Source organism: Planotetraspora phitsanulokensis (assembly GCF_016863295.1).
In the GTDB taxonomy this organism is placed as follows: Bacteria; Actinomycetota; Actinomycetes; order Streptosporangiales; family Streptosporangiaceae; genus Planotetraspora; species Planotetraspora phitsanulokensis.
The window spans coordinates 200,222-226,402 of the sequence record NZ_BOOP01000003.1 but is presented as its reverse complement, the minus strand read 5'-3'; the positions used below and the strand labels follow the sequence as shown (position 1 = coordinate 226,402).

23 protein-coding genes are annotated in these 26,181 nt (G+C 69.5%); 15 read left to right on the top strand and 8 right to left on the bottom strand.

Annotated features, from left to right (window positions below):
* Positions 1-35 precede the first annotated feature (35 nt).
* The 3 genes from Pph01_RS03890 to Pph01_RS03880 all read right to left on the bottom strand — a co-directional run bounded on the left by Pph01_RS03890 (position 36) and on the right by Pph01_RS03880 (position 3,306).
* Positions 36-1,748, bottom strand: a complete 1,713-nt coding sequence (locus Pph01_RS03890) for an amidohydrolase (RefSeq protein ID WP_239116453.1) — start codon at positions 1,746-1,748, stop codon at positions 36-38.
* The gene (locus tag Pph01_RS03885) at positions 1,748-2,767 is read right to left on the bottom strand and encodes a CobW family GTP-binding protein (protein ID WP_239116452.1); all 1,020 of its coding nucleotides are present in this window, start codon (positions 2,765-2,767) and stop codon (positions 1,748-1,750) included. The genes Pph01_RS03890 and Pph01_RS03885 overlap by 1 nt, the downstream gene beginning before the upstream one ends.
* Positions 2,768-2,880: 113 nt before the next feature.
* The gene (locus tag Pph01_RS03880) at positions 2,881-3,306 is read right to left on the bottom strand and encodes a RidA family protein (RefSeq protein WP_204071513.1); all 426 of its coding nucleotides are present in this window, start codon (positions 3,304-3,306) and stop codon (positions 2,881-2,883) included.
* A 135-nt stretch (positions 3,307-3,441) separates the two neighbouring features.
* Here Pph01_RS03880 and Pph01_RS03875 point away from each other — a divergent pair, with 135 nt between their 5' ends.
* Genes Pph01_RS03875 through Pph01_RS03850 form a run of 6 tightly spaced genes read left to right on the top strand, consistent with a single transcriptional unit; the run spans position 3,442 to position 10,156 of the window.
* Complete coding sequence (locus Pph01_RS03875; RefSeq protein ID WP_204071512.1) at positions 3,442-4,263, top strand: fumarylacetoacetate hydrolase family protein; 822 nt, start codon at positions 3,442-3,444, stop codon at positions 4,261-4,263.
* An 11-nt stretch (positions 4,264-4,274) separates the two neighbouring features.
* On the top strand, positions 4,275-4,760 hold the full coding sequence (locus Pph01_RS03870; protein WP_204071511.1) for a cupin domain-containing protein: 486 nt from the start codon (positions 4,275-4,277) through the stop codon (positions 4,758-4,760).
* Positions 4,757-5,683, top strand: a complete 927-nt coding sequence (locus Pph01_RS03865) for an acyl-CoA thioesterase (protein WP_204071510.1) — start codon at positions 4,757-4,759, stop codon at positions 5,681-5,683. The genes Pph01_RS03870 and Pph01_RS03865 overlap by 4 nt, the downstream gene beginning before the upstream one ends.
* A gap of 11 nt (positions 5,684-5,694) precedes the next feature.
* On the top strand, positions 5,695-7,353 hold the full coding sequence (locus tag Pph01_RS03860; RefSeq protein WP_204071509.1) for an AMP-binding protein: 1,659 nt from the start codon (positions 5,695-5,697) through the stop codon (positions 7,351-7,353).
* An 11-nt stretch (positions 7,354-7,364) separates the two neighbouring features.
* The gene (locus Pph01_RS03855; protein WP_204071508.1) at positions 7,365-9,740 is read left to right on the top strand and encodes a bifunctional salicylyl-CoA 5-hydroxylase/oxidoreductase; all 2,376 of its coding nucleotides are present in this window, start codon (positions 7,365-7,367) and stop codon (positions 9,738-9,740) included.
* On the top strand, positions 9,737-10,156 hold the full coding sequence (locus Pph01_RS03850; RefSeq protein WP_204071507.1) for an acyl-CoA thioesterase: 420 nt from the start codon (positions 9,737-9,739) through the stop codon (positions 10,154-10,156). Before Pph01_RS03855 ends, Pph01_RS03850 begins: the two co-directional genes overlap by 4 nt.
* A gap of 28 nt (positions 10,157-10,184) precedes the next feature.
* On the opposite strand, the gene Pph01_RS03845 is transcribed toward Pph01_RS03850, so the two are convergent.
* The gene (locus tag Pph01_RS03845) at positions 10,185-10,994 is read right to left on the bottom strand and encodes a PaaX family transcriptional regulator (RefSeq protein ID WP_239116419.1); all 810 of its coding nucleotides are present in this window, start codon (positions 10,992-10,994) and stop codon (positions 10,185-10,187) included.
* A 250-nt stretch (positions 10,995-11,244) separates the two neighbouring features.
* Here Pph01_RS03845 and Pph01_RS03840 point away from each other — a divergent pair, with 250 nt between their 5' ends.
* Together Pph01_RS03840 and Pph01_RS03835 are read left to right on the top strand one after the other, a co-directional pair.
* Entirely contained in the window at positions 11,245-12,456 is a 1,212-nt protein-coding gene (locus Pph01_RS03840) for a glycosyltransferase (protein WP_204071506.1), read from the top strand.
* A 45-nt stretch (positions 12,457-12,501) separates the two neighbouring features.
* The gene (locus Pph01_RS03835; RefSeq protein WP_204071505.1) at positions 12,502-12,774 is read left to right on the top strand and encodes a hypothetical protein; all 273 of its coding nucleotides are present in this window, start codon (positions 12,502-12,504) and stop codon (positions 12,772-12,774) included.
* A 37-nt stretch (positions 12,775-12,811) separates the two neighbouring features.
* Here Pph01_RS03835 and Pph01_RS03830 read toward each other — a convergent pair whose 3' ends face one another.
* On the bottom strand, positions 12,812-13,174 hold the full coding sequence (locus Pph01_RS03830; protein WP_204071504.1) for a nuclear transport factor 2 family protein: 363 nt from the start codon (positions 13,172-13,174) through the stop codon (positions 12,812-12,814).
* 236 nt (positions 13,175-13,410) lie between these two features.
* Here Pph01_RS03830 and Pph01_RS03825 point away from each other — a divergent pair, with 236 nt between their 5' ends.
* From Pph01_RS03825 to Pph01_RS03815, 3 genes are all read left to right on the top strand, one after another.
* The gene (locus tag Pph01_RS03825; RefSeq protein WP_239116418.1) at positions 13,411-14,001 is read left to right on the top strand and encodes a class I SAM-dependent methyltransferase; all 591 of its coding nucleotides are present in this window, start codon (positions 13,411-13,413) and stop codon (positions 13,999-14,001) included.
* Positions 14,002-14,293: 292 nt separating this feature from the next.
* The gene (locus Pph01_RS03820) at positions 14,294-15,271 is read left to right on the top strand and encodes an ABC transporter ATP-binding protein (RefSeq protein WP_204071502.1); all 978 of its coding nucleotides are present in this window, start codon (positions 14,294-14,296) and stop codon (positions 15,269-15,271) included.
* 2 nt (positions 15,272-15,273) lie between these two features.
* The gene (locus Pph01_RS03815) at positions 15,274-15,990 is read left to right on the top strand and encodes an ABC transporter permease (RefSeq protein WP_204071501.1); all 717 of its coding nucleotides are present in this window, start codon (positions 15,274-15,276) and stop codon (positions 15,988-15,990) included.
* A gap of 45 nt (positions 15,991-16,035) precedes the next feature.
* Here the strand turns inward: Pph01_RS03815 and Pph01_RS03810 are convergent, their stop codons facing one another.
* Positions 16,036-17,169, bottom strand: coding sequence for a calcium:cation antiporter (locus Pph01_RS03810; RefSeq protein WP_204071500.1), 1,134 nt, complete (start codon positions 17,167-17,169; stop codon positions 16,036-16,038).
* 476 nt (positions 17,170-17,645) lie between these two features.
* Positions 17,646-18,047 carry a hypothetical protein gene (locus Pph01_RS03805; RefSeq protein WP_204071499.1) on the bottom strand — a complete coding sequence of 134 codons (402 nt, stop codon included), beginning with the start codon at positions 18,045-18,047 and terminating at the stop codon, positions 17,646-17,648.
* 451 nt (positions 18,048-18,498) lie between these two features.
* Between Pph01_RS03805 and Pph01_RS03800 the strand changes: the two genes are divergently transcribed.
* The 4 genes from Pph01_RS03800 (at position 18,499) to Pph01_RS03780 (ending at position 25,199) form a co-directional block, all read left to right on the top strand.
* The gene (locus Pph01_RS03800; protein ID WP_204071498.1) at positions 18,499-19,125 is read left to right on the top strand and encodes a TetR/AcrR family transcriptional regulator; all 627 of its coding nucleotides are present in this window, start codon (positions 18,499-18,501) and stop codon (positions 19,123-19,125) included.
* A gap of 108 nt (positions 19,126-19,233) precedes the next feature.
* Positions 19,234-20,607, top strand: coding sequence for a hypothetical protein (locus Pph01_RS03795; protein WP_204071497.1), 1,374 nt, complete (start codon positions 19,234-19,236; stop codon positions 20,605-20,607).
* 351 nt (positions 20,608-20,958) lie between these two features.
* Positions 20,959-22,305 (top strand): SWIM zinc finger family protein, encoded by a 1,347-nt coding sequence (locus tag Pph01_RS03785; RefSeq protein ID WP_204071496.1) that lies wholly within the window; start codon positions 20,959-20,961, stop codon positions 22,303-22,305.
* Positions 22,302-25,199, top strand: coding sequence for a DUF6493 family protein (locus Pph01_RS03780; protein WP_204071495.1), 2,898 nt, complete (start codon positions 22,302-22,304; stop codon positions 25,197-25,199). Before Pph01_RS03785 ends, Pph01_RS03780 begins: the two co-directional genes overlap by 4 nt.
* A gap of 41 nt (positions 25,200-25,240) precedes the next feature.
* On the opposite strand, the gene Pph01_RS03775 is transcribed toward Pph01_RS03780, so the two are convergent.
* Positions 25,241-26,140 (bottom strand): alpha/beta hydrolase family protein, encoded by a 900-nt coding sequence (locus Pph01_RS03775; RefSeq protein ID WP_204071494.1) that lies wholly within the window; start codon positions 26,138-26,140, stop codon positions 25,241-25,243.
* Between the last annotated feature and the right edge of the window lie 41 nt (positions 26,141-26,181).

The window sequence follows — 26,181 nt, the reverse complement described above, 5'->3', positions numbered from 1 at the left end:
GCGAGTCGGCGCCGACGGGGAGTCCGCCGGCGTGGTCAGCTCCGCTCGTAGACCGTCCTTCCGCCCACGACGGTCTCGGCGACCTTCAGGGACAGGAAGTCGGCGTCGGGGGTCAGCAGGGGATCGCCGGTGAGCACGGCGAAGTCGGCGAGCTTGCCGGGCTCGAGGCTCCCCTTGAGGTGCTCCTCGCCGGTCGCGACCGCGTTGTTGACCGTCCAGATCCGCAGGGCGGTCTCCCGGTCGATCTTCTCCTCCGGCATGAGGACGCCGGCGAGCGTCTCCTGGGAGAAGGTCGCCCACAGCCCGAGGAAAGGGTTCTCGGAGTCGTAGGCCACCGCCGGGCAGTCGCTGCCTCCTGTGACGAGGTGGCCCGCGCCGATCCAGGTGCGGATCGGCTGGCCCCAGCGCAGCACCGTCCGCCGGTGCTCCGTCATGCCGCCGGGAGGCTCCTCCAGATGGAGGCTCTGCAGGGCCTGCTGCATCGCCGCCGAGCGCCCGGCTCCCACGTACGACAGGTGGGGGTTGGCGGCGATGGTGACCCCGAGATCCAGCAGCCGGCGCTGGTGGTCGGGATTCACCAGCCCGAACGCGTGCTCGTACGACCACCGTGCCTCGTCGATGGCGTGCTCGCGGTGGGCCTCTTCCATGGCGTCGAGGAGGATCTCGATGTCGTCACCGAGGTCGCCTGGCGTCCCGTGGATCGCGAAGGACCAGCCCAGGCGGTTGCCCTCGACGAGCAGGGCCCGGATCTTCCCGGGATGCATCGACCAGTAGCCGTAGTTCTGCGCGACGACCTTGAGGCCTCCGATCCGCAGCCATTCGTCGCCGAAGCCCTGCTTGGGGCCCATGTACGTGCGCAGGGCCGCGATGATCTGATCCGTCGGCAGGTACTGGACGGGAAGCCCGAGGACGAGGTTGGTGCGAACCGTCGCCTCGCCCCGGCGTACGAGTTCGACGTACGTGTCGATCTCCCGGGGGGCGACCCCCATGTCGCGGACGCCGGTGATCCCCGCGGCGTTGAAGGTGCGCATCTGCGCACGGAGGGCCCTGAGGTTCGTGTCGACGTCGAAGTCCAGGAAGTCCCACATCTTGATGGGCTGCCCGAGACGTCTCCACCAGTTCAGGCGTGCTCGGTCGCCGGCGCCGACGATGAGATGTCCTGTCGGGACGCCCGCCTCGTCCCGCACGATGTGGCCGTCCGCGAGTTCGGGGTCGCCTTCGGGCTCGGGCGTGTTCGCGTCGATGTTCGCGAGTTCGAGCGCCCGGGTGTTGACGATGATGTTCCGGCCGCCGTCGGCAACGTAGACGGGGTTGTCCGGTGCCGCAGCGTCGAGGTCATGTCTGTCGGGGAACCGCCCGTCCGTCAGCGCGCCGCGGAACAGGCACGAGGTCGTGATCCATTCGCCGGGCCGCACCTGGCGGGCGCGCGCCGCGATCAGCGCCTGGATCTCGGCGATCGAGGTCGCCGAGGCCACGTTGACCTTCGCTCCGGCCTCGGCGCTGTCGAGGCCGGCCATGAGCTGGTGCGTGTGGTTGTCGATCAGACCCGGGATGACGCTCGCGCCGTGGAGATCGGACACCCGCGTGCCGCGCCCCGCCAGGGGCAGCACGTCCGCGTCGGCGCCCACGGCGACGATCCGGTCGCCTCCGACGGCGATCGCCTCGGCGATGGTGGACGCGCCGTCGAGGGTGATGACCTTGGCGTTGTGCAGGACGGTGTCGGGGACGAGACGCCCCTCTTCGATCATCACGCTGTCTCCTCGTCGGACGGTTCCATGGCGTCGAGCTCGGCCCTCATCGACTCGGCGGCGATGCCTCTGCCGATGGCGACCACCCGTGTGCGGCCGTCCCCGGGCTCCCGGCGCGCGCCCGCCGAGGCGAGCACGGTCACGCGGGCTCCGACGCGGTGCACCGCCACGTCCGTCCGGCCCTGCCGGACGAGCGCCTTGACCCGGTAGATGTTCGGCGGCAGGGCCTCCACCCAGGCGAGCAGCCGGTCGAGGCCGATCTCCCGGTTCGTCTCCCACGCGACGCTGTCGTAGCCGGGCTCCGTGTGGACGGCCTGCCGCCGGGCCGAGATCGCGGGTACCCCGGCAACCTCGCCGAGGAGGCCGGCGGCCGACCGGCCCCCGTCGGACGGCAGGACGGCCGCGTGGGGGTTGAGTACGGCAAGGCGCTCGCCGATGGCGGTGACCACGTCAGGCGCCACGAGGTCCGACTTGCCGACCACGAACAGGTCGGCGCTGACGATCTGGCTGTACGCGGCGTCGGCGTCGGCGAGGTTGCGGTCGAAGTTCTCCGCGTCCACCACGGTGACGACCTGGCTCAGCCGGAGGTCCGCCGGGAAGACTCCGTGTGCGAGGAGGTCGGCGACCCCCAGTGGATCCGAGACGCCGCTGGTCTCGACGACGACGGCGTCCAGTTCCGAGGCCCTTTCCGCCAGCAGGGCGAGCGCCCTGCCGACGTCCCCGCGGCTCTCGCAGCACATGCAGCCTCCGGGGAGCTCGATCACCGACCGCGCCGCCCCTTCGAGGAGCGCGCCGTCGATGCCGAGCTCGCCCAGTTCGTTCACGATGACCGCTGTCCGGCCGCTGCCGCCTGCGTCGAGCAGGCCTCTGACGAAGGTCGTCTTACCGCTGCCGAGGAACCCGGTGACGATCGCGACCGGCAGCGCCGTGGCCCCGGTCGCCGGGACCGGGTCGGGTGCCTGGTCCGCCGTCACTGAGTTCTCTCCGGTCTGGTCGTGGCCACCGGTGCGCTGAGGCATGCGCACCGGTGGTGGATTTTATTGCGCTGTCGTGATCCTCGTATACAGACCAATACATAGGTTTTTGGCGCGGCCTCATTCGGAAACCGTTATGACGCGCGCCCGGAACGCCGTCAGGTCACCGGCCCGGGGTGAAGGAGACGCGACTGCGGGATGACGGCCACGCCGACGATCTCGACCATCGCCTCGGGCTGCCAGAGGGCGGTGCAGCCGATGCCGGCCATGGCGGGGTAGGTGGGGCCGATCAGTTCCCTCCACACCTTTCCGATCTGCCTGCCGTGCGCCTGGTAGTCCGGGATGTCGGTGAGGTAGATGGTCACGCTGACGAGGTCTTCGGGCTCACCGCCGACCTCGCGGAGCGTGACGAGGACGTTCGACAGCGCCTGGCGGAACTGTTCGACGATGCCGCCGGGAACGATCCGCATCTCCGCGTCGAGGGCCGTCTGACCGGCCAGATGGAGCGTGTTCCCGGAGAGGGTCCCGTGCGAGAAGCCGCTGGGGGCGGGCAGGGCATCGGGGTTGACGGCAACCGGTCGCATGGGCGGTCTCCTCGCACTGTTGGCGGGCCTGACGAGTCATCCGAGATTCTATTGACATTCTATGACGGTCGTGAAGAATACGGCATACATGTGGTCTCGTACAGACCTCGATCCAGTGCTGCGAGGAGGCCGGTAGTGAAGCTGGCGACGCTTGTCGGCCGCCACGGCGTGACCGCCGCCGCCATCCGGATGGAGGGGGATTGGCGCCGGTTGCCGTTCGCCGATCTGAGCGACCTCCTGACGCACACGGGCGCCGAGATCGGCACGGTCGCCGACCTCGCCGAGGAGGCTCTCGACGGCTGGCATCTCGCCTGCCCGCTGCCGCGGCCGGCGAAGGTCGTCTGCTGCGGGCTCAACTACGCCGACCACATCCGGGAGATGGGCCGGGAGCTCCCGGCGCATCCGACCCTGTTCGCCAAGTACGCCGACACCCTGATCGGCCCTGAGGAGGACATCGCGCTTCCGGCCGGGGTCGACGTCGACTGGGAGGCGGAGCTCGCCGTGGTCGTCGGAGCGGACCTCGAGCGGGCGGACGTCGCCACCGCCGAGCGGTCGATCGCGGCCTACACGGTCGCCAACGACATCTCCGTGCGTGACTGGCAGAACCGCACGCTCCAGTGGTTCCAGGGCAAGGCCTGGGATCGCTCGACCCCGATCGGCCCGGTGCTGGTCACTCCGGACGAGATCGACGTGGCGGGCGGCGTCGAGGTGATCTGCCGGGTCAACGGCGTGCGGCGCCAGCGAGGCAACACCAGGACCCTCGTCTTCGGCCCGGCGGCGCTGCTGTCCTACGTCTCGGCCTTCACCCGGCTGCGTCCCGGCGACGTCGTCCTGACCGGCACACCCGGCGGCGTCGGGATGGGGATGAAGCCGCCCCTCTATCTGGCCGATGGCGACGTGGTCGAGACCGAGATCCCCGGCATCGGCACCCTGCAGAACCGTTTCACGAACCGCTGAGGAGCAACTCGATGGAACCCGATCCGAGCAAATACGTCCTCGAGGGCGACAACTCGATGTACGCCGCCGCGAGCGGCCTCGTCGTGCCTGTGGTCACCCGAGGGGGACTGGAGGTGGGCGACACCGGTCAGTCCGCTGGCGCCACGCGCGTCTCCGGCGTCAGCATCCAGCACACCCCCGCGACCAGGCTGTGGTTCGGCAAGGTCAGCAACGAGCCGGGCTACCGGTCGGTGACGCATCACCACGGCGAGGCCGAGACCGGAGGCTACGTGCTCTCCGGCCGGGCGCGGATCTACTTCGGCGAGCGGTTCGAGGACTACATCGACATGGAGGAGGGCGACTGGGTCTTCGTCCCGCCCTTCATGCCGCACATCGAGTGCAACCTGGACCGCAACAAGTCGCTGACCTGGATGACGACCCGCACGCCCGAGAACATCGTCGTCAACCTCGCGGACGTCCCCGACGCGGACCTGCGCGACTGGCTGGACCGCCCGTGACCGACCAGGCGCGTCCCACCAGCGAGATCTTCACGGCCGCCGTCACCCTGAAGGCCGCCGAGCCCGAGCATCTCGACCTCGCCTTCAGCGCGGTCACCCAGGCCTGCCCCTGGCCCAAGGCGTACGGCGGCGACATGGTCGCCCAGGCGGCGGCCGCCGCCATGCGGTCGGTGGCCGGGGGAGAGGGCGGCAAGACCCTGCACTCGATGCACTCCTACTTCCTCCGGCCCGTCGACATCGGCGCCGAGGTGCGCTACGAGGTGGAGCTGCTGCGCGACGGCCGCGGCTACGCCACCCGGCAGGTACGCGGCTTCCAGAACGGCAAACCGGTCTACGTCTGCCTGGCCAACTTCGCCGCCGGCGAGCCTGGCGGCAGCTTCTCCCCCGGCGCTCCGCTCGACGTCCCCGCCCCCGAGGATCTGCCCGGCTCCGCGTCGTACCTCGCGGGCTTCGGGCTGGAGGGAACGATGACCGAGCAGTCGCAGGCGTACTGGGCCGGCGGCCGCGGCTTCGACATGCGTCACGTGCCCGGCCCCGTCTACCTCGCGGTGGAGGGGGAGCGGGTCCCGCACCAGGCCGTGTGGGTCAAGCCGTTCGACGCGCTGCGTCCCGTCGAGGGCCTCACCGACGAGCAACGTGACATGGCCGCGCTCGCCTACGTCTGCGACTACACCATCCTCGAGCCGGTGCTGCGGGTGCTCGGCCTCGCCTGGGCCGATCCCGGCCTGGTGACGGCGAGCCTCGACCACGCGATGTGGTTCCACCGCGCCCCCGGCCGAGGCGTCGTCGACGACTGGCTGCTCTACGCACAGGAGGCGGGCGCCGCCGAGTCCGGCCGCGGGCTGGCCGCCGGCCGCTTCTTCACCCGGGACCACACCCACCTGGCCACCGTCGCCCAAGAAGGCATGATTCGCACCCCCTAAGGACGACACCGATGGACCTCAGCCCCTCCGCCTATCCCGACACCTTCGCCCGAGACCACCTGCCACCGGCCGAGCAGTGGCCGACGCTCGAGTTCACGACCGAGACCCTGCGGTACCCCGAGCGGCTCAACGCCGCGACCGAGCTCATCGACGTGCCGGTGGAACGATTCGGCGCCGGCCGTCCGGCTCTGCGGACGCCGACCGGCGAGACCTGGACCTACGGCGAACTACAGCGGCGCGCCAACCAGGTCGCGCAGGTGCTCACCGAGGACCTCGGCCTCGTACCCGGCAACCGGGTGCTGCTGCGCTCGCCCAACAACCCGTGGACCGTCGCCGCCTGGCTGGGCGTCCTCAAGGCCGGCGGCATCGTCGTCACCACCATGGCCGCCCTCCGTGCCCACGAGCTGACCCCCATCGTCGAGAAGACTCAGCCGGCGATCGCGCTGGTCGACCACCGCTTCGTCGAAGAGGTCGAGACCGTCCGCGACACCGTCGGCCCGGGACTCGCGATCATGGCGTACGGCGGCACGGGGGCCGACGACCTCACGCGGCGGGCCACGGTGAAGTCCGGCGAGTTCGTGAACGTCGCGACCGCCGCCGACGACGTCGCGCTCTTCGGGCCGACCTCCGGCAGCACGGGCGTCCCGAAGATCACCACGCACTTCCACCGCGACATCCTGTCCATCGACAACACCTTCGGCCGGAGCGTCCTGCGCCTGCGGCCCGACGACGTGGTCTCGTGCACCGCGCCGTTCGCGTTCACCTTCGGCCTCGGCATGCTCGTCGTCTTCCCCCTGCGGTCCGGCGCGTGCGCCTTCCTCACCGAGTCGGCCACCCCGGTCCAACTGGCCGAACTCGTCGCCGAGCACGGCGTTACCGTGCTGGCGACCGCGCCCACGGCGTACAAGCAGATCCTCAGGTCCGGCAGCGCCAAGCTTCTGCACGGCCTCCGCTCGGCCGTCAGCGCCGGCGAGCACATCCCGCAGGGAGTCTGGGAGCAGGTCCGCGACGAGCTCGGCCTCGAGATCATCGACGGCATCGGGGCGACCGAGCTGCTGCACATCTTCATCTCCGCGGCGGGAGCGGACATCCGCCCCGGGGCGACAGGGAAGCCGGTCCCGGGCTATCGCGCGACCGTCCTCGGGGCGGACGGCGAGGAGGCCGGTCCCGGTGTGGAGGGCATGCTCGCCGTCATCGGCCCGGTCGGCTGCCGCTACCTCGACGACGAACGGCAGGAGAACTACGTCGTCAACGGCTGGAACGTCACCGGCGACACCTTCCTCCGGGACGAGGACGGCTACTTCTTCTACCGGGCCCGCACCGACAACATGATCGTCTCCTCCGGCTACAACATCGGCGGCCCCGAAGTGGAGGCCGCGATCGACACCCATCCCGACGTCGTCGAGTCGGCGGTCGTGGCCGAGCCCCACACCGAGCGGGGTTCGATCGTCTGCGCCTTCGTGGTGCTTCGCGAGGGCGTCGCCGGCGACGCCGCCAAGGTCCGGGAGCTCCAGGACTACGTCAAGGGCCAGATCGCGCCGTACAAGTACCCGCGCGACGTCCGGTTCATCGACTCGCTGCCGCGCAACCGCAGCGGCAAGCTGCAGCACTTCGTGCTTCGCCGCATCGTCGAACAAGAGCAGGCCGACGTTCCTGCCGCTTCGCAGTGAAAGGAACTCCTTTGAAGATCGCCATCGTCGGCGGCGGCCCCGGGGGCCTCTACCTGGCTGCCCTGATGAAGGGCCTCGACGTCACGCACGAGGTCACCGTCTGGGAGCGCAACGCGCCCGAGGACACCTTCGGCTTCGGTGTGGTCTTCTCCGACGAGACCCTGGGCGGCATCGAGAGCGCCGACCAGGTCGTCTACAAGAAGATGGAGAGCCGGTTCGCCCGTTGGACCGACATCGACATCGAGTTCAACGGCCGCCCCTTCACCGTCGGCGGGCAGGGCTTCGCGGCGATGAGCCGCAAGGAACTGCTGCAGTTGCTGCAGGAGCGCGTCGCGGAGCTCGGCGTCACCGTCCACTACCGCACGTCGGCGCCCGACGCGGACGAGCTCAGATCGGCGTACGACCTCGTCGTCGCCGCCGACGGACTCAACTCCACGGTCCGGACGAAGTACGCCGACGCTTTCGGCCCCACTCTCGACCGCCGGCGGAACAAGTACATCTGGCTCGGCACCGACCTGGTCTTCGAGGCGTTCCAGTTCTTCGTCAAGGAGACGGAGTGGGGCACCATGCAGATCCACGGCTACCCCTTCTCCGATCAGGGCTCGACCTTCATCGTCGAGATGCACGAGGACGTCTGGCGCCGAGCGGGGTTCGACCGGACGGAGAGCGAGGAGTTCCCGCCCGGCACCAGTGACGAATACGCCGTCGCCCGGATCAAGGAGATCTGGGCCGAGGAACTCGACGGCCACGAGATCCTCACCAACAACTCCAAGTGGCTCAACTTCACCACCGTGCGGAACACCGGCTGGCACCACGGCAACGTCGTGCTCCTCGGCGACGCCGCCCACACCGCGCACTTCTCGATCGGCTCAGGCACGAAACTCGCCATGGAGGACGCGCTCGCGCTCGCCGCGTGCCTGCACGAGAACCCGACGGTCGAGGCGGCGCTCGAGGCGTACCAGACCGAGCGCAAGCCGGTCGTGGAGTCGACCCAGCGGGCCGCGCAGGCATCGCTGGAGTGGTTCGAGAACATCGGCATGTACGCCGACCAGGAGCCTGCCCAGTTCTGCTTCAACCTGCTCACCCGCAGCCGGCGGATCACCTTCGAGAACCTCAGGGATCGCGACGCGGGCTTCGCCGGACTGATCGAGTCGGATTTCGCGAGGGCCAACGGAGGCGACCAGGCCGCGCCCGCGATGTTCCAGCCGATCCGCATCGGCGAACTGGAGCTGAAGAACCGCGTGATCGTCTCGCCGATGGACATGTACTCGGCGGTGGACGGCGTCGCCGACGACTTCCACCTCGTCCACCTCGGCTCGAAGGCGCTCGGCGGCGCCGGACTGGTGATGACCGAGATGGCGTGCGTCTCCCCGGAGGGACGGATCACCCCCGGCTGCACCGGCCTGTGGACCGACGAGCAGCGCGACGCGTACAAGAAGATCACCGATTTCGTGCACACCCGCACCACCGCCAAGATCGGCGCCCAGATCGGCCACTCCGGCCGCAAGGGCTCGACCAAGCTGATGTGGGAGGGCATGGACGACCCGCTCGCCGAGGGCAACTGGGAGGTCATCGGCCCCACCCCGCTGCCGTACGGCGTGGGCTGCCACGTGCCCCGTGAGGCCACACGCGCCGACCTGGACCAGGTGGTCGCCGACTTCGCCGCCGCCGCGCGGCGCGCTGCCGACGCAGGCTTCGACCTCATCGAACTGCACGCCGCACACGGCTACCTGCTCTCCTCGTTCCTGTCCCCGATCGCCAACAAGCGCGCCGACGAGTACGGCGGACCGCTGGTGAACCGGCTGCGCTTCCCGCTCGAGGTCTTCGACGCCGTCCGCGCGGTGGTGCCGGGGCACATTCCGGTGACGGTCCGCATCTCGGCGACGGACTGGGTTCCCGACGGCAACACCGAGCACGACGCCGTCGAGATCGCCCGCGCGTTCATCGAGCACGGCGCGGCCGCCATCGACGTCTCCTCCGGTCAGGTCACCAGGGAGGAGAAGCCCGCGTTCGGCCGTTCGTACCAGACCCCGTTCGCCGACCGGATCCGCCATGAGGTGGCCGCGCCCGCAGGGGCGAAGGTGATCGCGGTCGGCGCGATCAGCTCCTACGACGACGTGAACTCGATCCTGCTCGCCGGCCGCGCCGACCTGTGCGCTCTCGGCCGCACCCACCTGTACGACCCGCAATGGACGCTCCACGCCGGGGCCGAGCAGGAGTACCGGGGTCCGGGCGCCGACTGGCCGGTGCAGTTCAACGCCGGCCGTCGCAGGCCGCCGACCTCGCGCACGGACAAGATCCCGCCGCGTCTGGCGCTCCTGCGTGCGGGCCAGGACGACCAGGTCCACGTGCGGTGGACGCCGGACCGGGCCGCGGTGTCCGCGTGACGGAGACGCACAAGCAGGGATCGGTCGGGGTCCACCACACCCGCGTGGAGTGGGTCGACACCGACGCGGCCGGCATTTACCACAACACGGCGGTCGTGCGGTTCGTCGAGTCGGCCGAGGCCGCGCTCATGCGGGAACGGGGGCTCCACGACTACTTCCAGAAGGCCCCCCGAGTGCGCTACGAGGTGGAGTTCGAAGCCCCACTGAGGTTCGGCCAGAAGGTCACCGCCGTCGTCGAGCTGATCAGGCTCGGCGATTCGTCGATGACGTTCTCGTTCGAGGTCTGGGGTGAGGAGTTCGAGGGACGGCCGCGGACGCTTGCGGCGCACGGGTCGTACGTCACCGTGCACGTCGCGGACGGCGGCCGTAGGAGTTCGCGCTGGCCAGACAGCTGGCGGGCCGCGCTCACCGCGTGACGGGGCCCCTTCCAGCCCTGGGCTCAGGTCAGGAGTGAATCGTCCTGAGCGCGTGTTCGCGCGCCGGCCGGCGCAACAGCGCGTCAAGGTCGGCGAACAGGTCCTCGGCGCGACTGCCGATCCAGCCATCGGGGAGCAGTTCGAGCGGCAGGCCGGGATCCCGGTACGGCAGGCGGCGCCACTCGGTGAGCATCGGCACGTAGATCTCGAACGCCGTCTTCGGGCCGTCGGCGGCCGCCGCGAACCGCTTCGGGGCGTCCTGGAAACGACAGACGAACTCGTTGTACTCCGACTCGATCGCATCGAGATCCCACCATTCGGCGACCCGCTCGCGAAGGTCGCCGAATGCCCGGTGCTGTGCGACGAAGAGGTCGACGTAGTCGGTCAGCCCCATTCGCTCGATCGTGCGGACCGTGTGCTCGTGGAGCGTTCCCGGCGCGACCCAGACCCCCGGCGAGGCCGTGCCGAATCCCATCTCGGCGAGGGTGGAGCGCAAGGCGTGACGACGGTCGCGCTCGGATTCCGGGATGGAGAAGACCACGAGGACGAACCCGTCCGCCAATCGGGCTCTCGGGTGGGAGAAGATCCGCACGTCGCCCTCGCGCAGCAGCTCGAGCGCGCCGGGGGAGAGGCAGTAGCCGGCGGTCCGCCCGACCTTGAGCGACTCGAGCACCCCGCGCCGCTTGAGACGTGAGATCGACGAACGCACGCCGGCCGGGTCGACGTCCAGGTCGCTCAGGAGCTTGACGACCGAGGCGACCGACAGCCAGTTGTGCTCGTCCCGTGCGTACAGACCGTACAGGGTCAAGATCAACTGGCGGGGCGCGATCTCCGGCATGCGGAGAACTCTAATAGTGGGCGTCATGGCCGGAGTCCTCGGTGCCGTGCATGCGTCCGCCGAATGCCGCCCGGCGTGCCGCCGCTTCGTGAGGAGGTCGTCCGTCCACATCGGACGATGAGGGGAAAGGGGGCTGCCGCCGCCCTTCCACTCTCAACGTATAGCGCGCAGGGGGGGCTTGCGGCAAGACCCGGGTCGTGCCGCAGAATCGTCGGCCGAGGCCATGACATGCGGAAACGGGGGATGCGAAGTGCGTGTGCTGTTGTCGACGTACGGGTCGCGCGGGGACGTCGAACCGATGGCGGGTCTCGCGGTGCGGTTGCGGGAACTCGGCGCGGAGGTGCGGATGTGCGCGCCGCCGGACGAGGAGTTCGCGGAGCGGCTGGCCGAGATCGGCGTGCCGCTGGTGCCGGTCGGCTGGTCGGCGCGCGCGCTGACGAACTCGGCGCCGCCGCCGTCGTCCCTGCCCCAGCGCGCGGCCGAGTTGATCGCCGGCCAGCTCGACGCGGTCACCGCGGCGGCGGAGGGATGTGATGTGCTGGTCGCGACCGGCATGTTGCCGGCCGCGGCCGGCGCGCGGTCGGTGGCGGAGAAACTGGGCATCCGCTGCGTGTCCGTTACCTTCCAGCAGGTCACGCTGCCGTCGCCGTACCACCCGCCGCTGGCGTATCCGGGCCGGCCGTTCCCGCCGGAGGTGAACGACAACCGGGTGCTGTGGGAACTGGACGCCCAGAGCGTCAACGCGCTGTTCGGCGAGGCGCTCAACACGAACCGGGCGTCCATCGGCCTGCCACCGGTGGACGACGTCCGCGACTACGTCATCGGCGACCGGCCGTGGCTGGCCACGGACCCGATCCTGGACCCGTGGCGGGAACCCGCGGATCTCGACGTTGTGCAGACCGGCGCGTGGATCCTGCCCGACGTCCGCCCGCTCCCGACCGAGTTGGCGGCGTTCCTGGACGCCGGCACGCCACCGGTGTACGTGGGCTTCGGCAGCATGCCCATGCGCACGTCGACGGACGTCGCCCAGGTGGTCATCGAGGCGATCCGAGCGCAGGGCCGCCGCGCGGTCGTGGCCCGCGGCTGGGCCGACCTGGCCCTGATCGACGACCGCGACGACTGCTTCGTCGTCGGCGAGGTCAACCAGCAGGCACTGTTCGCCCGGGTGGCCGCCGTCGTGCACCACGGCGGCGCGGGCACGACGACGACGGCCGCCCGGGCCGGCGCGCCTCAGGTGGTGGTGCCCCAGTTGGCCGACCAGCCGTACTGGGCCGGCCGGGTGGCCGAGCTGGGTATCGGTGCGGCACACGACGGTCCGACGCCGGCCACCGAGTCCCTGTCGGCCGCGCTCAAAACGGCGCTGACCCCCGAGACCCGCGCACGGGCGACCGCCGTTGCCGGCACGATCCGCGCCGACGGGGCGGCGGTGGCCGCGAAGCTGCTGCTCGACGCGGTCAGCTGAGAAATGCCGTCCGCGTCCGTGTGGCCTTCGAAACGAGTCCTGTTCGTGGCTCCGGCGGTCGTCGCCGCGTTCGCCGGCATCGTCTGCAGAGGGCTCGGGTGTACACATGGCTCGGCCGAGATCCCGGAATGGTTCTTTCCTGATCGAGAACCGGCATCCGACGAGATGGAGAGCATCGTGGCCGCCACTCATGAGATGCGGAAAATAGTCGTGGCATGCTTCGCCGAAGAAGCGTGGCCGAACGCCGAGAAGCTCAGAGTCGGATTCGACTCCGAGACGAGAGTCGCCGAAGGCGGTGGATGGCACTACTTCAATTGAGCGGTTCCGCCGAAGCCGGAGCGACTCACGCTCGCACTTACTGGCGGATCTCCATGTCGGTCACGAGGTCGTCGCGGAAGCCGTAAACGTGCGTGACCTGGCCGTCCATGATGACCTCGCCGTCCTTGCCGTGCACGATTTGGTGCACCGTGACGGCGACGCGGCCGTCGCTCTCCCTTGTGAAGCCGGTGGGCACGACGGTCGGTTCGATTTGAGCCCACTGGCGTGTCCAGTATTCGCGCACTTCATCGTGACCCCGGACGGCGCCGCCCTCCCAGCCGTTCGGCCACACGACGTCGGCCGCGAGCGCCGAGAGCACTGCCGGAATGTCGCGCCTGTTGAAGGCCGCATAGAGATCGGTGAGTTCGCGCTGCCGGTCGACCGACTCCTGGGGGCTCATACCGCGCAGTCTTGTCGCACGACGGAGTCCGTGCACGTCTGTTTCGCACTCGGTGGAATCTCCGCGGCGCCGTATCGGGCACCTGTACGAATTGAGGGATGGTCAAGACGCGTGGATTGGCGTACCACGGTGAGGTGGCCGGATCGGCTGTGAGGAAGGGGACGACCATGTCGGAGCGATCGGAAACCCTCGCTGACGATCCGTTCAGTGGTCGGCAGCCGACCAGTCACGAACGGATGACGGGTCGGCCCTGGGACGCGTCGTACCATGACGGCCCCGCGCCCTGGGACATCGGCCGGCCGCAGCCGGTAATGGTGCGTCTGGCAGCCGAAGGCGGATTCGCCGGAGCGGTGCTCGATGTGGGCTGCGGGACCGGCGACAACGCTCTTCACGTGGCCTCGCTGGGATTTCCGGTTCTGGGCGTCGACGTGGCCGAGACGGCACTCGCGATCGCCCGGGAGAAGGCCGCCGACCGTGGGATCGCGGCCGAGTTCGCAGTGGCCGACGCGTTCCACCTGGAGCGTCTGGGGCGCAGGTTCGAGACCGTGCTGGACTGCGGAATGTTCCACACCTGCGACGGCGACGAGCGACCCGCGTACGCGGCGAGTCTCGCGTCGGTGACCGAGCACGGTGGAACCCTCTACGTGTTGTGCTTCAGCGACGAGGGTCCCGAGACCGGCCCGCACCCCGTCAGCCGGGAAGAGCTGAGAGCGGCGTTCAACCCTGGCGCTGGATGGAATGTCGCCGCCATCGAATCGGCCCGGGTTCAGACGACATTCCACGACAACGGCGCACCCGCCTGGTTCGCGACGATCAAACGGGTCTAGCTGCGGGAGTGACCGGCCGGGTGAGCGATCCGGTGTCCTCACTCATGGTTCCTTGGCGAGAAGTAGCCGGCGCAGCGGGTCATGCGGCGTGAGCTTCACCTCCTGACTCATCGTGTCGTTCGACGAGTGCGCCGTTCTCGCGCATCTCGCGCATCTGGCGCATCTCGCGCGTCGCTGTAGCCGCGTGCGGTGAGCGGGTCGGCTGCCTGTTCACCCATTGCTCGATTGACTATCATTCTGATATCACATTTATTGGAGTCGGTGCGGGCCCGCCAGTGGAAGGACGGCGCAGATGGATGGTCAGGAGCACGGCACGCGTTCCCCAGCACTGTCGGTCCACGGTCTGAGCAAACGTTTCGGTGACCGCGTCGCATTCGAAGACGTCTCGTTCGAGGTCGGTGTAGGCGAGGTCTTCGGTTTCCTCGGACCCAACGGCGCGGGGAAGACGACGACGGTACGGACACTCGGCACCCTCATCGCGCCGACATCGGGATCGGCGACCGTCGCCGGCATCCCGCTCACGCCGGAGAATGCGGCGCAGATCCGTCGGCGAATATCGATCATGCCCGAGTCGCCTGGTCTGTACCTTCGCCTGAGCGTGGCGGAAAACCTCGAATGTTTCGCCGACCTGTACCAGACGGCCAACCCGCGCGAGCGCATCGAACGCGCGCTGAAGGCCGTGAACCTGGCCGATCGGGCCCATGATGCCTGCGGATCCTTGTCCAAGGGCATGCGTCAACGGGTCGCGCTGGCCAGGGCACTGCTCAGCGACCCGCAGGTGCTCTTCCTCGACGAGCCGACCGCAGGCCTCGATCCGGTCGCGGCCCGAGACGTGCACGAGCTGATCGACCAGCTCCGCCAACGGGGCGTGACCGTCTTCCTCACCACGCATCGCCTGGAAGAGGCCGAGCGACTCTGCGACCACGTTGCGATCTTGAACACCACGCTGCGGACGATCGGTCGACCCGACGAGTTGCGTGATCGACTGTTCGCCAGAACACTCACGGTCACTACCCTTGCCCCGCTGGCCGACCCCGGCCGCGTGTTCGCCGGTCTCCCGGCCGTGAACGGTTGGCACCCGGACGGCCGCTGCGCCTACAAGTTGGCGGTCACCGACCCGGCGTTCGCCGCGCCCGCGGCTGCCCGCGCGCTGGTGGCCGCCGGAGCCGACGTGCTGTCGATCAGCCCGTCGAACCACTCGCTGGAGGACGTCTACCTCCAACTGGTCGACGCACCCGTCAATGCCGACGAGAAGGTGGGGGAGCGATGAGCATGAGCAGCAGGCGCATCCGGGCCGTCGTCCGCAAAGAGTTGCGGGAGTACCGTCGGACGCCCTCCATCGTCGTGGCGATGGCGATCATTCCGCTGATCTTCCTCGTCCAGCCGCTCGTCGTGGTCTTCGGCTTGCCCGCCTCCTCGTCAGGTCAGCTGGCGCACGCGCACATCCTGCTGTACCTGCTGGGCATCCCGGCGCTCACCCCCGTGCTCATCGCCGCGTACGCGGTGGCGGGCGAACGCCGGCAGGAAACCCTCGAGCCCGTGCTCGCCACGCCGGTGCTCCGGGAAGAGTTTCTGCTGGGCAAGGCGCTGGCCGCGCTCCTCCCTTCGGCGACGGTGGCGTACACGGTCTATGCGATCTTCATCGCCGTCGTCCGGCTCTTCGCGGATCCGGCCGTGGCCTCAGCGCTGCTGCAATGGCCGCAGATCCTCGCCCAGGTGCTCTTCACGCCGCTGATCGCCGCCTGGTCGATCTGGGCCGGCATGGGCATATCCGCGAAATCCAACGACATCAGGGTCGCCCAGCAACTCGGCCTGCTCGCCGGCCTCCCGATGCTCGTGCTGACATCCCTCGTCGCGTTCGACGTGATCCACCCGACGCTCGGCCGCGCCCTCGGCCTCGCGGCGGCACTGCTGCTCCTCGACGCACTCGGCTGGCGCATCGTGTCCCTGGCGTTCAACCGTGAACGGCTCATCACCGGCACTCGCTGACGACATCCGCCGCGGCACACAGAGCAGCGGAGGCGAAATGATCGTCTAGGGGTTCGCCGCGAGGAACAGATAGCCGGCGCACAGGACGAGGTGCAGCCCCGCCTGGAGCAGGGTGGCACGACCGGGCATGACGGTGAGGGTGCCGACGATCGCGGTAAGGGCCAGCAGCACCATCTGGGTGGGGCCGAGGCCGAGCAGCAGTGGGCCCTGAAGCCAGATGGAGGCCACCGCGATGGCGGGGATGGTCAGCCCGATGCTGGCCATGGCCGAGCCGAGGGCGAGGTTGAGGCTGATCTGGGTGCGGCCGCGCCGGGCGTTGCGAGCCGCGGCGAGAGCCTCGGGAAGCAGCACCAGCAGAGCGATCACGACGCCGACGACGGACTGCGGCAGCCTGGCGGTGAGGACGGTCTCCTCGATGGTCTTGGACTCCACTTTGGCCAGGCCGACGACGGCGACGAGTGCGGCCACGAGCAGGCCGAGGCTGACCTGAGCGGCGCGGAGGGACGGAGTCTCCTCGTGCGCGTCGCCGTCACGCCGGTCGGCGACGGCCGGTTGCCGGGCCGGGGGTGAGGCCAGGAAGGAGTCGCGGTGCCGTACGTTCTGGACGAACACGAATAGCGCGTACAGGACCAGGGACACGGCGGCGGCGAACGCCAGTTGTGGCGTGGAGAAGTTCGGGCCGGGGGCGCTGGTGGTGAAGCTCGGCAGCACCAGGCTCAGTGTCGCCAGAGTGATCACCGTGGCCAGTGCGGCGCCTGTGCCCTCGGGGTTGAATTCGGCGACCCGCGCACGCAGGGCGCCGAGCATCAGCGACAGGCCGAGGATGCCGTTGCAAGTGATCATCACGGCGGCGAACACGGTGTCGCGGGCAAGGGAGGAGGTCGAGGCGCCACCGGAGATCATCAAGGCGATGATGAGGCCCACCTCGATGACGGTGACGGCCACGGCCAGGATCAGTGCCCCGAACAGGTCCCCGACGCGCCGGGCGACCACGTCGGCGTGGTGTACCGCGGCCAGCACGGAGGCGGCCAGCAGCACCACGATCACGAGTTCCGCGATGACCGGCAGCGCGCGGTTCCACACTCCGAACAACGTGAGGACCGCGACGACGGGAACGACCCTGGCGGCCACGACCGACGGCGAGCCGGCGATGGCCGCGACAGCCGACGTGATCTTCAAACGGCCTCCACTGCCCCGGCCGTCACCCTCGCGGTGTCCAGGGCGTATCCGCAGGGCCGGCCGCTCGCGTGGGTGACCGGCCCCATGCCGAGCTTTCTTAGCGCGTACCACCCTCATTATCCGTCCATGCCCGGTTACGAGGGCCGACGACCACAGCCGCCGGCATCGCCATCGCACCACCACGGCCTGGCATTACATCCGTGTGAAAGCACTCGGTAACGCTGAATGTGGACCTTGCCATCGCAAATGAATCGCATCGTCGCCGCAGGACAGCCAGATGATCTCCTCGGGCAGCCCGGTGAGCTCGGCGCGGCGGCGGGCGTGAGCGAGGCCGTCGACGGCGCATCGCCGGCCAGGGTGAGCGAGCCGGCTTGGCCGCCGTGGCGGGGCTTGACCCCCTGACCCGACCTGCCGCCGTGTCACGGGGTCCGGAGAGGACCCCGTGACGAGTTGTGGCTGCGCAGGTCGACATCGGATCAAGCGGCGTCGAGGGCTTCGGCGATCTTGCGGGCCATCTCCGCCATGGTGGGGCTGGGCACGCCCTTCTGCGGCCGGGCGGATGCTTCGATGGCGACGATGACGGTACGGCGGAAGTTGTCGGCCTCTGCCGGTGCCTGCTTCTTCAGCAGGCTCATGGCCGCCGTCAGGGCCGGCAGCACCTTGTCGGCGAGTCCAGCGGTGGACTTGCTGTTAAGGCCCTTGGGCGCCTTGACGAGCACGTGCCCGACCAGGCCGGTCGCGGAGACCAGGGCAATGGAGCCTTCGGTGGCGACCTTGTGGGGCGAGCCGGCGGCGCCGGCGGCGGCCATCAGCGAGACGGCGCCCCACGCGGCGGTCCGCAGGGTGAACGTGTCCTGGTCGGTGAGGGTGATGGACATGGTGGTGCTCCTTAAATCTGGTACGAATCCAATTGAACGGACGGCCGCAATCGCTGAACCGTTCATGGCATCCACCATCGCCGACCGCTCTGATACCGGGCCGTTGTCGTGCTGACACGGCCGCTGACACGACACCGCATCAGACCTGATCGCCGCCGGGACCTCTGGCAGGCCTGGCGCGTGATAACCGGGCTGAGCAGGCAGGCCTCGCCTCGCTGATCATCCTGTCTGCCGTCGACCCCCAGCGGTGCGGCCCCGCGTTCGCCAGCGGCTGCGGCAGCCCGCCGATCAGGGCGCTTGGCCAACGGGGGCCGGGATCACGCCGGACTGGACGTCGCCGAGCACCTCGTGCCCACTCGGCCGCGCCGCTCTCCTTGCGATGCTCCTAAAAGTTGCGGAGTGCGCAATGTTCCGATTGTGCGGAAGTTTCCTGTAGCCGTATATTTGGGCCATGGAGGAGTCTCGGCGTGAGCGGAAGAAGCGGCTGACCAGAGAGCGGATCATCGCGGCGGCCCTCAGGCTGTTCGACGAGCAGGGGTACGAGCAGACCACGCTGGCGCAGATCGCCGCGGCGGCGGATGTCGACCCCAAGACGTTCTCCAGCTACTTCCGCGGCAAGGACGAGGTCCTGTTCGTCGACGTGGAGCGCAACTTCGACATGCTGCTCGGGGCGCTCGCGGAACGGCGGCCGCAGGAGGGCCCGGGCGAGTTGCTGGCGAGGATGGTCCAGGAGTACGGCGCCTATCGCCGGCCCCTCGTCCCCTCCAGGAAACCCGAGGAACTGCCGGTGCCGTACCGGCTGGTCCTGAGCACGCCGGCGCTGCAGGCCAAGGCGCTCTACCTGATTGTGGACCTGCAACGGCGGATCACCGACGAGCTGCTGAAGGCGTTCCCCCGGCTGGACCCGATCACCGCGGCGGCGATGACCGGAGCCCTGATGGGCGCCATCCAGCAGGCCACCCTGGCCAGTGTCCAGCTCGGCCGGTCGCAGGACGAGCTGTGGGAGGCCTCCCGGCGCGGCCTGGACATCGCCTTGAACGGCCTGCTTTCTGTGCGGCCGGACTCCGGCGGTCCTTGACGCGTGCCTTGCCGAGCTCGCTTATGCGCCTCCGGGCGTGTTCGAGCGAGTCACCGCCAAGGGCCGGCAGAACCGGCATCCCGCATAGAAGGAAAGGACAACCCCGTCATGACGGAAAGTGTGCGGCGGCTCGCCCGCGACGCACGACGTGCTCTGCGGCAGGGACCCGCGGCGATCGCGCAGCGGCAACGCTCCCGCTTGGCCGACATCGTGGCTCATGCTCGCGCCCACTCGCCGTACTTCCGCGAGTCGTACCGGGGGCTTCCTGAAGGGGTCGACGACCCGGCACTGCTCCCGGTCACCGACAAGAAGACGCTGATGGCCCGCTTCGACGACTGGGTCACCGACCGGGACGTGACGCTCGAGAAGGCCCAGGCGTTCGTGGCCGACCCCGCGCTCGTGGGTGAGTGGTTCCAAGGGCGGTACCTCGTGGTCACCACCTCCGGCACCAGTGGGCTGCGCGGCATCTTCCTGCTGGACAAGCAGGGTGTGGCGGTGGGCACCGCCGTCGGACAGCGCGCCCGCGCCGGGCTGGGGATCGGCGACGCCGTCCGTCTGCTGCGCGGCGGCGGCCGTACCGCGATCGTCTCCGCACCCGGCGGCCACTTCTCCACCGTCGCCACGGCGGCACGGTTCCGCCGGGACCACCCACGGCTCAGCTGGATGCTGAGGGAATTCTCGATTCACCAGCCGCTGCCGGAACTCGCCGCCGAGCTCAACCGGTACAACCCCAGCTCCCTCACCGGCTTCTCGAGCATGCTCGGGCTGCTGGCCGGGGAGCAGGACGCCGGCCGCCTGCGCATCCACCCAGGGATGGTCATCGCCGGTGGTGAGGCGTTGACGGCGGACAACCGCGCCCGGATCTCCACCGCGTTCCACGCCCAGGTCCGCTCCGCCTATGCCGCCACCGAGTGCGGCTTCCTCGCGTACGGCTGCGCGCACAACTGGCTTCACGTCAACAGCGACTGGGCCGTGCTGGAGCCGGTCGACGCCGACTACCGTCCTGTCCCACCAGGTCAGCCGTCGCACACGGTCCTGCTGAGCAACCTCGCCAACCGGGTCCAGCCGATCCTGCGCTACAACCTGGGCGACAACGTCCTGCTGCGTCCCGACCCCTGCCCGTGCGGCAGCCCGCTACCCGCTGTTCAAGTGCAGGGCCGCGCGGCCGAGATACTCGCCTTCCCCACCGACCGCGGCGAGCACATCGGCATCTCTCCCATGGCCTTCGGCACCCTGCTGGACCGCCTTCCCGGCATCGAGCAGTTCCAGCTCGTCCAGACCGCGTCCACCACGCTGCGCGTGCGACTGAAGCCCGCGGAGGGCGCCGACCCCGACCGCGTGTGGCAAACGGTCCGGGACGAGATCGCTCACCTGCTGACCGAGCACAAGGCCGACCACGTCACACTCGAACACGCCGAGGAGCCGCCCGAGCAGTCGGCAGGCGGCAAGTACCGCAGGATCATCCCGCTGGCCACGCCGTGACGGCACGGCTCCCAAGCCGAACCCCGGCCGCGGATCCGTTCGCGACGCCCTGACGCGTCGAGGGCCAGGACCGGGTCCGTGGAGGCGCGGCCTCCGGGCGGATGGGGCCCCCGCCCGACTCGCCAGGGCAGGTCCCCATCCTGCTGCTCACCGCGCGCATTTCGGAGAAGGACATGCTGCTCGGGCTGGACCTCGGGGCCGATGACTGTATGACCAAGCCATACAGCCCAAGGGAGCCGGTCATGCCGACGAGAGCGTGTTGTCGGTGGGCGCCGTTAGGCTCGCGGCGGTTGAGAGCTGGGCGTGCCGTGTTGTCGGCGCGGAGACGGTGTGGCATTGGATGGGTACTCGATGGTTGATCTGTCAGTCGTCTATGACCGGCCATCACAAGTGGTCGCTGATGATGCCGGTCGCTTGACCGTCGCGCTGGCCACGCTGTCGCCGACGATCGGCGGCTTGCCGGTGTTCTTTGACGGGTGGGTCGGCCGGCCGCGGTTGGTCGCGGCGTTGCTGCTGAGTGTCGGTGCGGTGGCGCGTGCCCGATACTTCATGCCGGCGTCGGCCCGTCTGCTCGATCCCGTCCTCACCAGCGGTGACGAGATGCTGCGGATCGAGGCGTTCTCGTCCTGCTGCGGTGTGTACGCGCGGGTCGATCTGCTGGGTGACCATTTGGGCGAGGTTTCGGTCGGCACCGGCACGACGAATGTCGATCTTGGCCAGGAGGTCCGCGACGCGTTGGCCCGAGTGGACGATGCGACGGAGCTGCGACTGTCGGTGGGCAGCGCGGGATTGCGTGTGACGACCAGGGTCGGATCGGCTGTGGAGCGTAAGGTCAAGTTGCCGGTGCGGTGGGTCAAGGGGCTCGGCGAGGCGGCGCTGGCGCAGGTCGGCATGCGCCCGATGGCGCGACTCGGGGCGGTGGGGGCTCGCCGGCTGCTGGACGCGCTGCCGCCGGCGAGCTCCGCGTCGGCGCCGCCCTATGAACTGGTGCCCGCGCAGTCGGGGTTTCGCTTCTCGCAGGCGCCCAGATCTGGTGCCGTATCTGTGGCCGGGCCGTACCGGTTACGCGAGTTGCGGCCGCTGGCTCGCTTCGCGACAGGCATGCGGATCTGGGCCCGGCCCGGCGATGGCGCGCGCAGTTGCGCCTTCGAGCTGGCCGTGCCGGGCGCCCGGGTGTGGTTCGTGCTCAGCCCGGACGTGGCGCGTGGCTTCTCGGGTGAAGGAGCGGCGCTGGACCTGCTCGCTGACGCGCCCACCGTGGCTGAGGCGGTGCAGCTGCGCGGGTACCTCGGGTGGCGGGCGCGGCTCGATGAAAACGAACTCGCAGGGCTTGCCGACACGTCGCCGGAGCGGATCCAGGCGCTGCTCACGGTGCTGGGCAGCCAGGGGCTCGTCGGTCGCGACCTGGCCGCCGACGCGTGGTTTCGCCGGGACCTACCGTTCGCGCAGGAGCTGATACCCAGGCTCGCGCCGCGGGTGGGCAGAGCGGCCACCATCACCCGGGCCGATATCGAGATCCGTGAGCTGCAGTCCGGTGGCCATGAGATCTTCGTACGAAGCGGCGACATCGAACACCGCGTGAACCTCGACGGCGACTCGGCGAGCTGCACGTGCCAGTGGTACACGCGGCACCTTGATTCGCGGGGACCGTGCCGGCACGTGCTCGCCGCCCGCGCTCACCTTGGCGAGGTGTCATGACGACCAACGCGGACCGGCTGCACGAGGTGATCGAACAAGCAGATCGGCACGCCCTCGTCGAGCTGCTCGCTCCGCTCGACGAGGAAACTCGCGCCGGCCTGGCGCCGATCGCCGGGAAGGCGTTCGCGGACGCCAAACGCCGGCACGACGAGCTGCTGTACGGCCACGTGCCCGACGCAAGCGACATGGCCGAAGCCCGCGAGTGGTTCGAACGGATGAAGACGGCGGCGCTGGCCTGGCTCGGCACGGGGGACATCGCCGAGTTTCCTGCGCAGCGCGAGTACAGCCATCCGAAGTGGTATGAGCGCTTCGACTTCGCGCGTGCCTTCGACATCGACGAGCTACACCGTATTCTGCTCGATCGTCGGCCGCCGTGGCTGGCAGCGTTGGCCGCGCAGTACATCACCGACCATCGCTGGGACGCGGCTTGGCGGCTGGTCCTCGATGGTGCGCTGGCCCGCCCGACCGGAGAGGCCTATCTGCTCGGTATGGCCGACCATGCGGCGTGGGGGCCTGAACCCGGTCTGGCGGACATGGTGCTGCGCGACCCGGCACTGTTGACGGTCGACCTTCCGGCGCTGCTGAAGCTGCCCGACGGCTTGTTACGGATCGTCTCGCGGGACATAGTCGCCGGCTCCTCGGCCCGGCGCCAGACGTGGTCGCCCGTCCTCAACGCGCATTTCCCGCCGGGACATCCCATCCGCGACCGGATCCTGGACCAGTTGCTGGAACTGCTGACCGGAGACCTGAACGGACCGGACGCCACCAGGCTGCGCAAGTTCCTCGACAAGCTGGCTGCGACGCCCAGCGAACTCGCGGCGCGGCAGCAGGCGCTGTTCGCCTTGGTCGGCCACCGGATACCAGCGGTGGTCAGCTACTCCGTCCGTGCCCTGGCTCGACTCGGCCGCGCCAACCTCATCCCGCCGACCGAGCTGATCGACGCCGTGGAACCCGCCCTGCTGGCTCCGGCCAAATCGACCGCGACGACTGCGCTCGCCATCGTGGCCTCGGCGCTGCGCCGCGATCCCGGGGTGGAGCGGCGCGCGGTGGAGCGGTTCGCGACCGCCGTTGCCCACCCGCATGCCGAGGTGCAACTGGCCGGGATCGAAGCGGTGGCCCCACACTTGGTGGCGCATCCCGACATTGCGGCGCGCCTCAGTGAACTGCTTCCTGAACTGTCCGCCACCGCCGCGCAGCGCCTGCGCACCGCGCTGCCGCACCAGCCGACCGCCGAACCACCGACGCCGGCTGTCGACCTCGACGACCTCATCCGCCGGTCGGAGAAGGTTCCACCCGAGGTCGCCCACACATGCGGTGTGGATGCGGCGATTGAGGCGGTCCGCCAGGGTAACGAGCCTCCGGCCGTGCAGGTACGACCGGGGGCTGACGCCGGCGCCGCCGAGATACGGCCGGTGTCCGGCGTGGATGAGCTCATCCGGGTGCTCCTGCGCGTGGTGAACGGTCGAGGAGGGATCGTCGACCTTGAGCGCGCGCTCGACGGGTTGGCGAGCATCGGTCCCCGTTGGCCAAGCGATTTCGGCCGGCGGGTCGGGCCGTTGCTGGCACGCGTCAACCAACATTTCGAGCGCGACGCCCCCGACTGGGGTGAGCGGGCAAGCGGCGACATGTGCCTACTGGTGGCGAGTTGGATCGAACCCCAGCGGGGCGCAGGGCCGGCCCACCCGATGACGAGCCCGGGCATCTGGCTGACCAGTCGAATCCGGGAAGTCGCGCTCGGACTTGGCGACCCGGATCCCCGACCACTGCTCGCCCTGCCGACCGACCGACGCGGCTGGATCGACCCGACCATTCTCGTGAAGCGGGCCGGCGCGGGCGGTGGCGAGATCAAACGGCCGATCGACACTGCTGTAGCGCTGGCCCGGCTGGCACCGTCCGGGCGGGCCGCCGCGCTTCACCAGGCCGCCGATTTGCCCGGCCCGCTGGGCCGGGCGGTACGGGCGGCCCTCGGCGGCGACGACGACCCGTCCGAGCTCCCCGACGTGGTCGCCGACGTGATCGGATGGCTACGCGATGAGACGCATGAGAGCCCGCCGCGCCTGTTCGGGGCCGCCGAACGAGACGAGGCACCCCGCGTAACGTCCGAGGAGCTGGCCATCGAGGTCAACGAACAATTGCGGCACATGCCGCCCATAGTGGACGCCAATGGCGAACTCAGCACGGACTTGAGCCAACTGCCCGCCTACCGAGAAATGCGGGTCGCCTACGCATACGAATGCGCGCAACGCTACGCCCCCGACTGGGCCGCCACCCTGTGGCCAGGCGACCACCGATGGCTGTGGCGCGACGCAACCACCACCGCGGTAGGACTGCGACTGCTGCTCGATCCGCACGAGCCCGTACCTCCGGAGGCGCTCGTCGCCATGATCCGGCATGTCAGCCACGAGAAACCAGAGGAACGCACGCTTGCCGTCGACGTCCTCATCCAGACGATCGGCGACGCCAGGGTGACCAGCACCGAACTCGCCCGCTCGCTGCTCACCACCGTCGAAGGCGCGACCGACGTCTCCAGCGCACGCCTCGTCACCCTTCTCCAAGAGACCGCCGCCGCTTCGGCTCTGCACCGTGCCACGGTGCGCGCAGCCCTCATCGACATGCTTCCGACGTGGCTCGACCGGCTTGCCGGTCAGCAGAGGTACGGGCCTCTGGCTCTGCTCGACGAGATGTGCGCCGCCGACGGCACACCCATCACGCAGCCGAAGACATGCGCTCTGCTGAACACACTCGCCACCGGCAGGTCGAAGAGCGCAGCCATCGCCCGTCGGCTCCTCGACCGAAGCCCGGCGGTCAGGCATGTCCGCTCCAACACCAGCGCGTGGCCCGCCGACGCGCTTGCCGCCGCTCTCAACGCACGGATCGAACGCGCCGAACATTGATCAGCCGGCGATGATTCGGGTACGCGTGGAGTCCGCTGTTTCTACTTGGATTCGAGGCGGCCGAGGGTGCTCTCGACCGGTGCCGGCCAGACGGAGTCCTTGAGGCCGAGGGCATCGCGAAGGTAGGCCCACGTGAGCCGCTGGATCAGCGCAACCCGCTCGGGGCTTTCGTCCGTCGTCGCCTTGGCTTCGTAGTCGGAGATGCCGCCCAGCGAGTGCTCTGCTCCGAACAGGGTGAGCAGGCTCTTGCTGCCCGGGCTCAGGTGATACGCGTCGGTGAACCAGTCCGGCCCCCGGACTGACAGTGGGGAGTCGTCCTGGTCGCCGGCGACGACGAGGGCCGGGGTGGTCATGTCCACGAAGCTCGGGCTCATGAAGGGGAAGTGCTCGGCCGCGAACGGGGAAAGGTCGGCTCCGCCCCGGCCGGTCACCGCCAGCAGGACGCCCGCCTTGATCCGCGGGTCGGACATGTCCTCTCCGGGGTTGCCGTCGGCGTCGAGGACTCGCGCCCCCAGCAGCGTGCTCGCCGTCTGGGCGCCCCAGGAGTGCCCGGCCACGGCGATGCGGCTGCGGTCGAGGCGTCCGGCGAGGCCGGGAACGGACGACTCCAGCAGGTCGAGCCGGTCGAGGGTGCGCTTCAGGTCGTCGACCCGGATTCGCCAGATCAGCGGTGTGCGGGGGTCGTCAGGCGGGAGGTTCAGTGTCCGCGAGTCGAGGTGGGTGGGCTGGATGACGACGAAGCCGTGGGAGGCCCAGAAGTCGGCCAGCGGGGCGTAGTTGGTCGCCGATTGGCCGAAGCCGTGCGAGAAGACGATGACGGGCAGTTCGTGGCCGGTCGTGGGTGCGGAGACCCGCACCTGCAGATCGTCGCCGCGATCCGGGGCCGGCAGCGTGAGGGGGTGCACCGATACGACCGGCGTGGGCTCTGGCATTGCGTGCATGGTCGTTCCTTCGTGACTTGGCATGGGCCTGCCGTTCTGGC

Excerpts from the sequence above, each read along its gene's own strand:
- Pph01_RS03890 (WP_239116453.1), bottom strand. The coding sequence starts at position 1,748 with ATGATCGAAGAGGGGCGTCTCGTCCCCGACACCGTCCTGCACAACGCC.
- Pph01_RS03885 (WP_239116452.1), bottom strand. The coding sequence starts at position 2,767 with ATGCCTCAGCGCACCGGTGGCCACGACCAGACCGGAGAGAACTCAGTG.
- Pph01_RS03880 (WP_204071513.1), bottom strand. The coding sequence starts at position 3,306 with ATGCGACCGGTTGCCGTCAACCCCGATGCCCTGCCCGCCCCCAGCGGC.
- Pph01_RS03870 (WP_204071511.1), top strand. The coding sequence starts at position 4,275 with ATGGAACCCGATCCGAGCAAATACGTCCTCGAGGGCGACAACTCGATG.
- Pph01_RS03860 (WP_204071509.1), top strand. The coding sequence starts at position 5,695 with ATGGACCTCAGCCCCTCCGCCTATCCCGACACCTTCGCCCGAGACCAC.
- Pph01_RS03845 (WP_239116419.1), bottom strand. The coding sequence starts at position 10,994 with ATGCCGGAGATCGCGCCCCGCCAGTTGATCTTGACCCTGTACGGTCTG.
- Pph01_RS03830 (WP_204071504.1), bottom strand. The coding sequence starts at position 13,174 with ATGAGCCCCCAGGAGTCGGTCGACCGGCAGCGCGAACTCACCGATCTC.
- Pph01_RS03825 (WP_239116418.1), top strand. The coding sequence starts at position 13,411 with ATGACGGGTCGGCCCTGGGACGCGTCGTACCATGACGGCCCCGCGCCC.
- Pph01_RS03820 (WP_204071502.1), top strand. The coding sequence starts at position 14,294 with ATGGATGGTCAGGAGCACGGCACGCGTTCCCCAGCACTGTCGGTCCAC.
- Pph01_RS03815 (WP_204071501.1), top strand. The coding sequence starts at position 15,274 with ATGAGCAGCAGGCGCATCCGGGCCGTCGTCCGCAAAGAGTTGCGGGAG.
- Pph01_RS03805 (WP_204071499.1), bottom strand. The coding sequence starts at position 18,047 with ATGTCCATCACCCTCACCGACCAGGACACGTTCACCCTGCGGACCGCC.
- Pph01_RS03800 (WP_204071498.1), top strand. The coding sequence starts at position 18,499 with ATGGAGGAGTCTCGGCGTGAGCGGAAGAAGCGGCTGACCAGAGAGCGG.
- Pph01_RS03795 (WP_204071497.1), top strand. The coding sequence starts at position 19,234 with ATGACGGAAAGTGTGCGGCGGCTCGCCCGCGACGCACGACGTGCTCTG.
- Pph01_RS03785 (WP_204071496.1), top strand. The coding sequence starts at position 20,959 with ATGGTTGATCTGTCAGTCGTCTATGACCGGCCATCACAAGTGGTCGCT.
- Pph01_RS03780 (WP_204071495.1), top strand. The coding sequence starts at position 22,302 with ATGACGACCAACGCGGACCGGCTGCACGAGGTGATCGAACAAGCAGAT.
- Pph01_RS03775 (WP_204071494.1), bottom strand. The coding sequence starts at position 26,140 with ATGCACGCAATGCCAGAGCCCACGCCGGTCGTATCGGTGCACCCCCTC.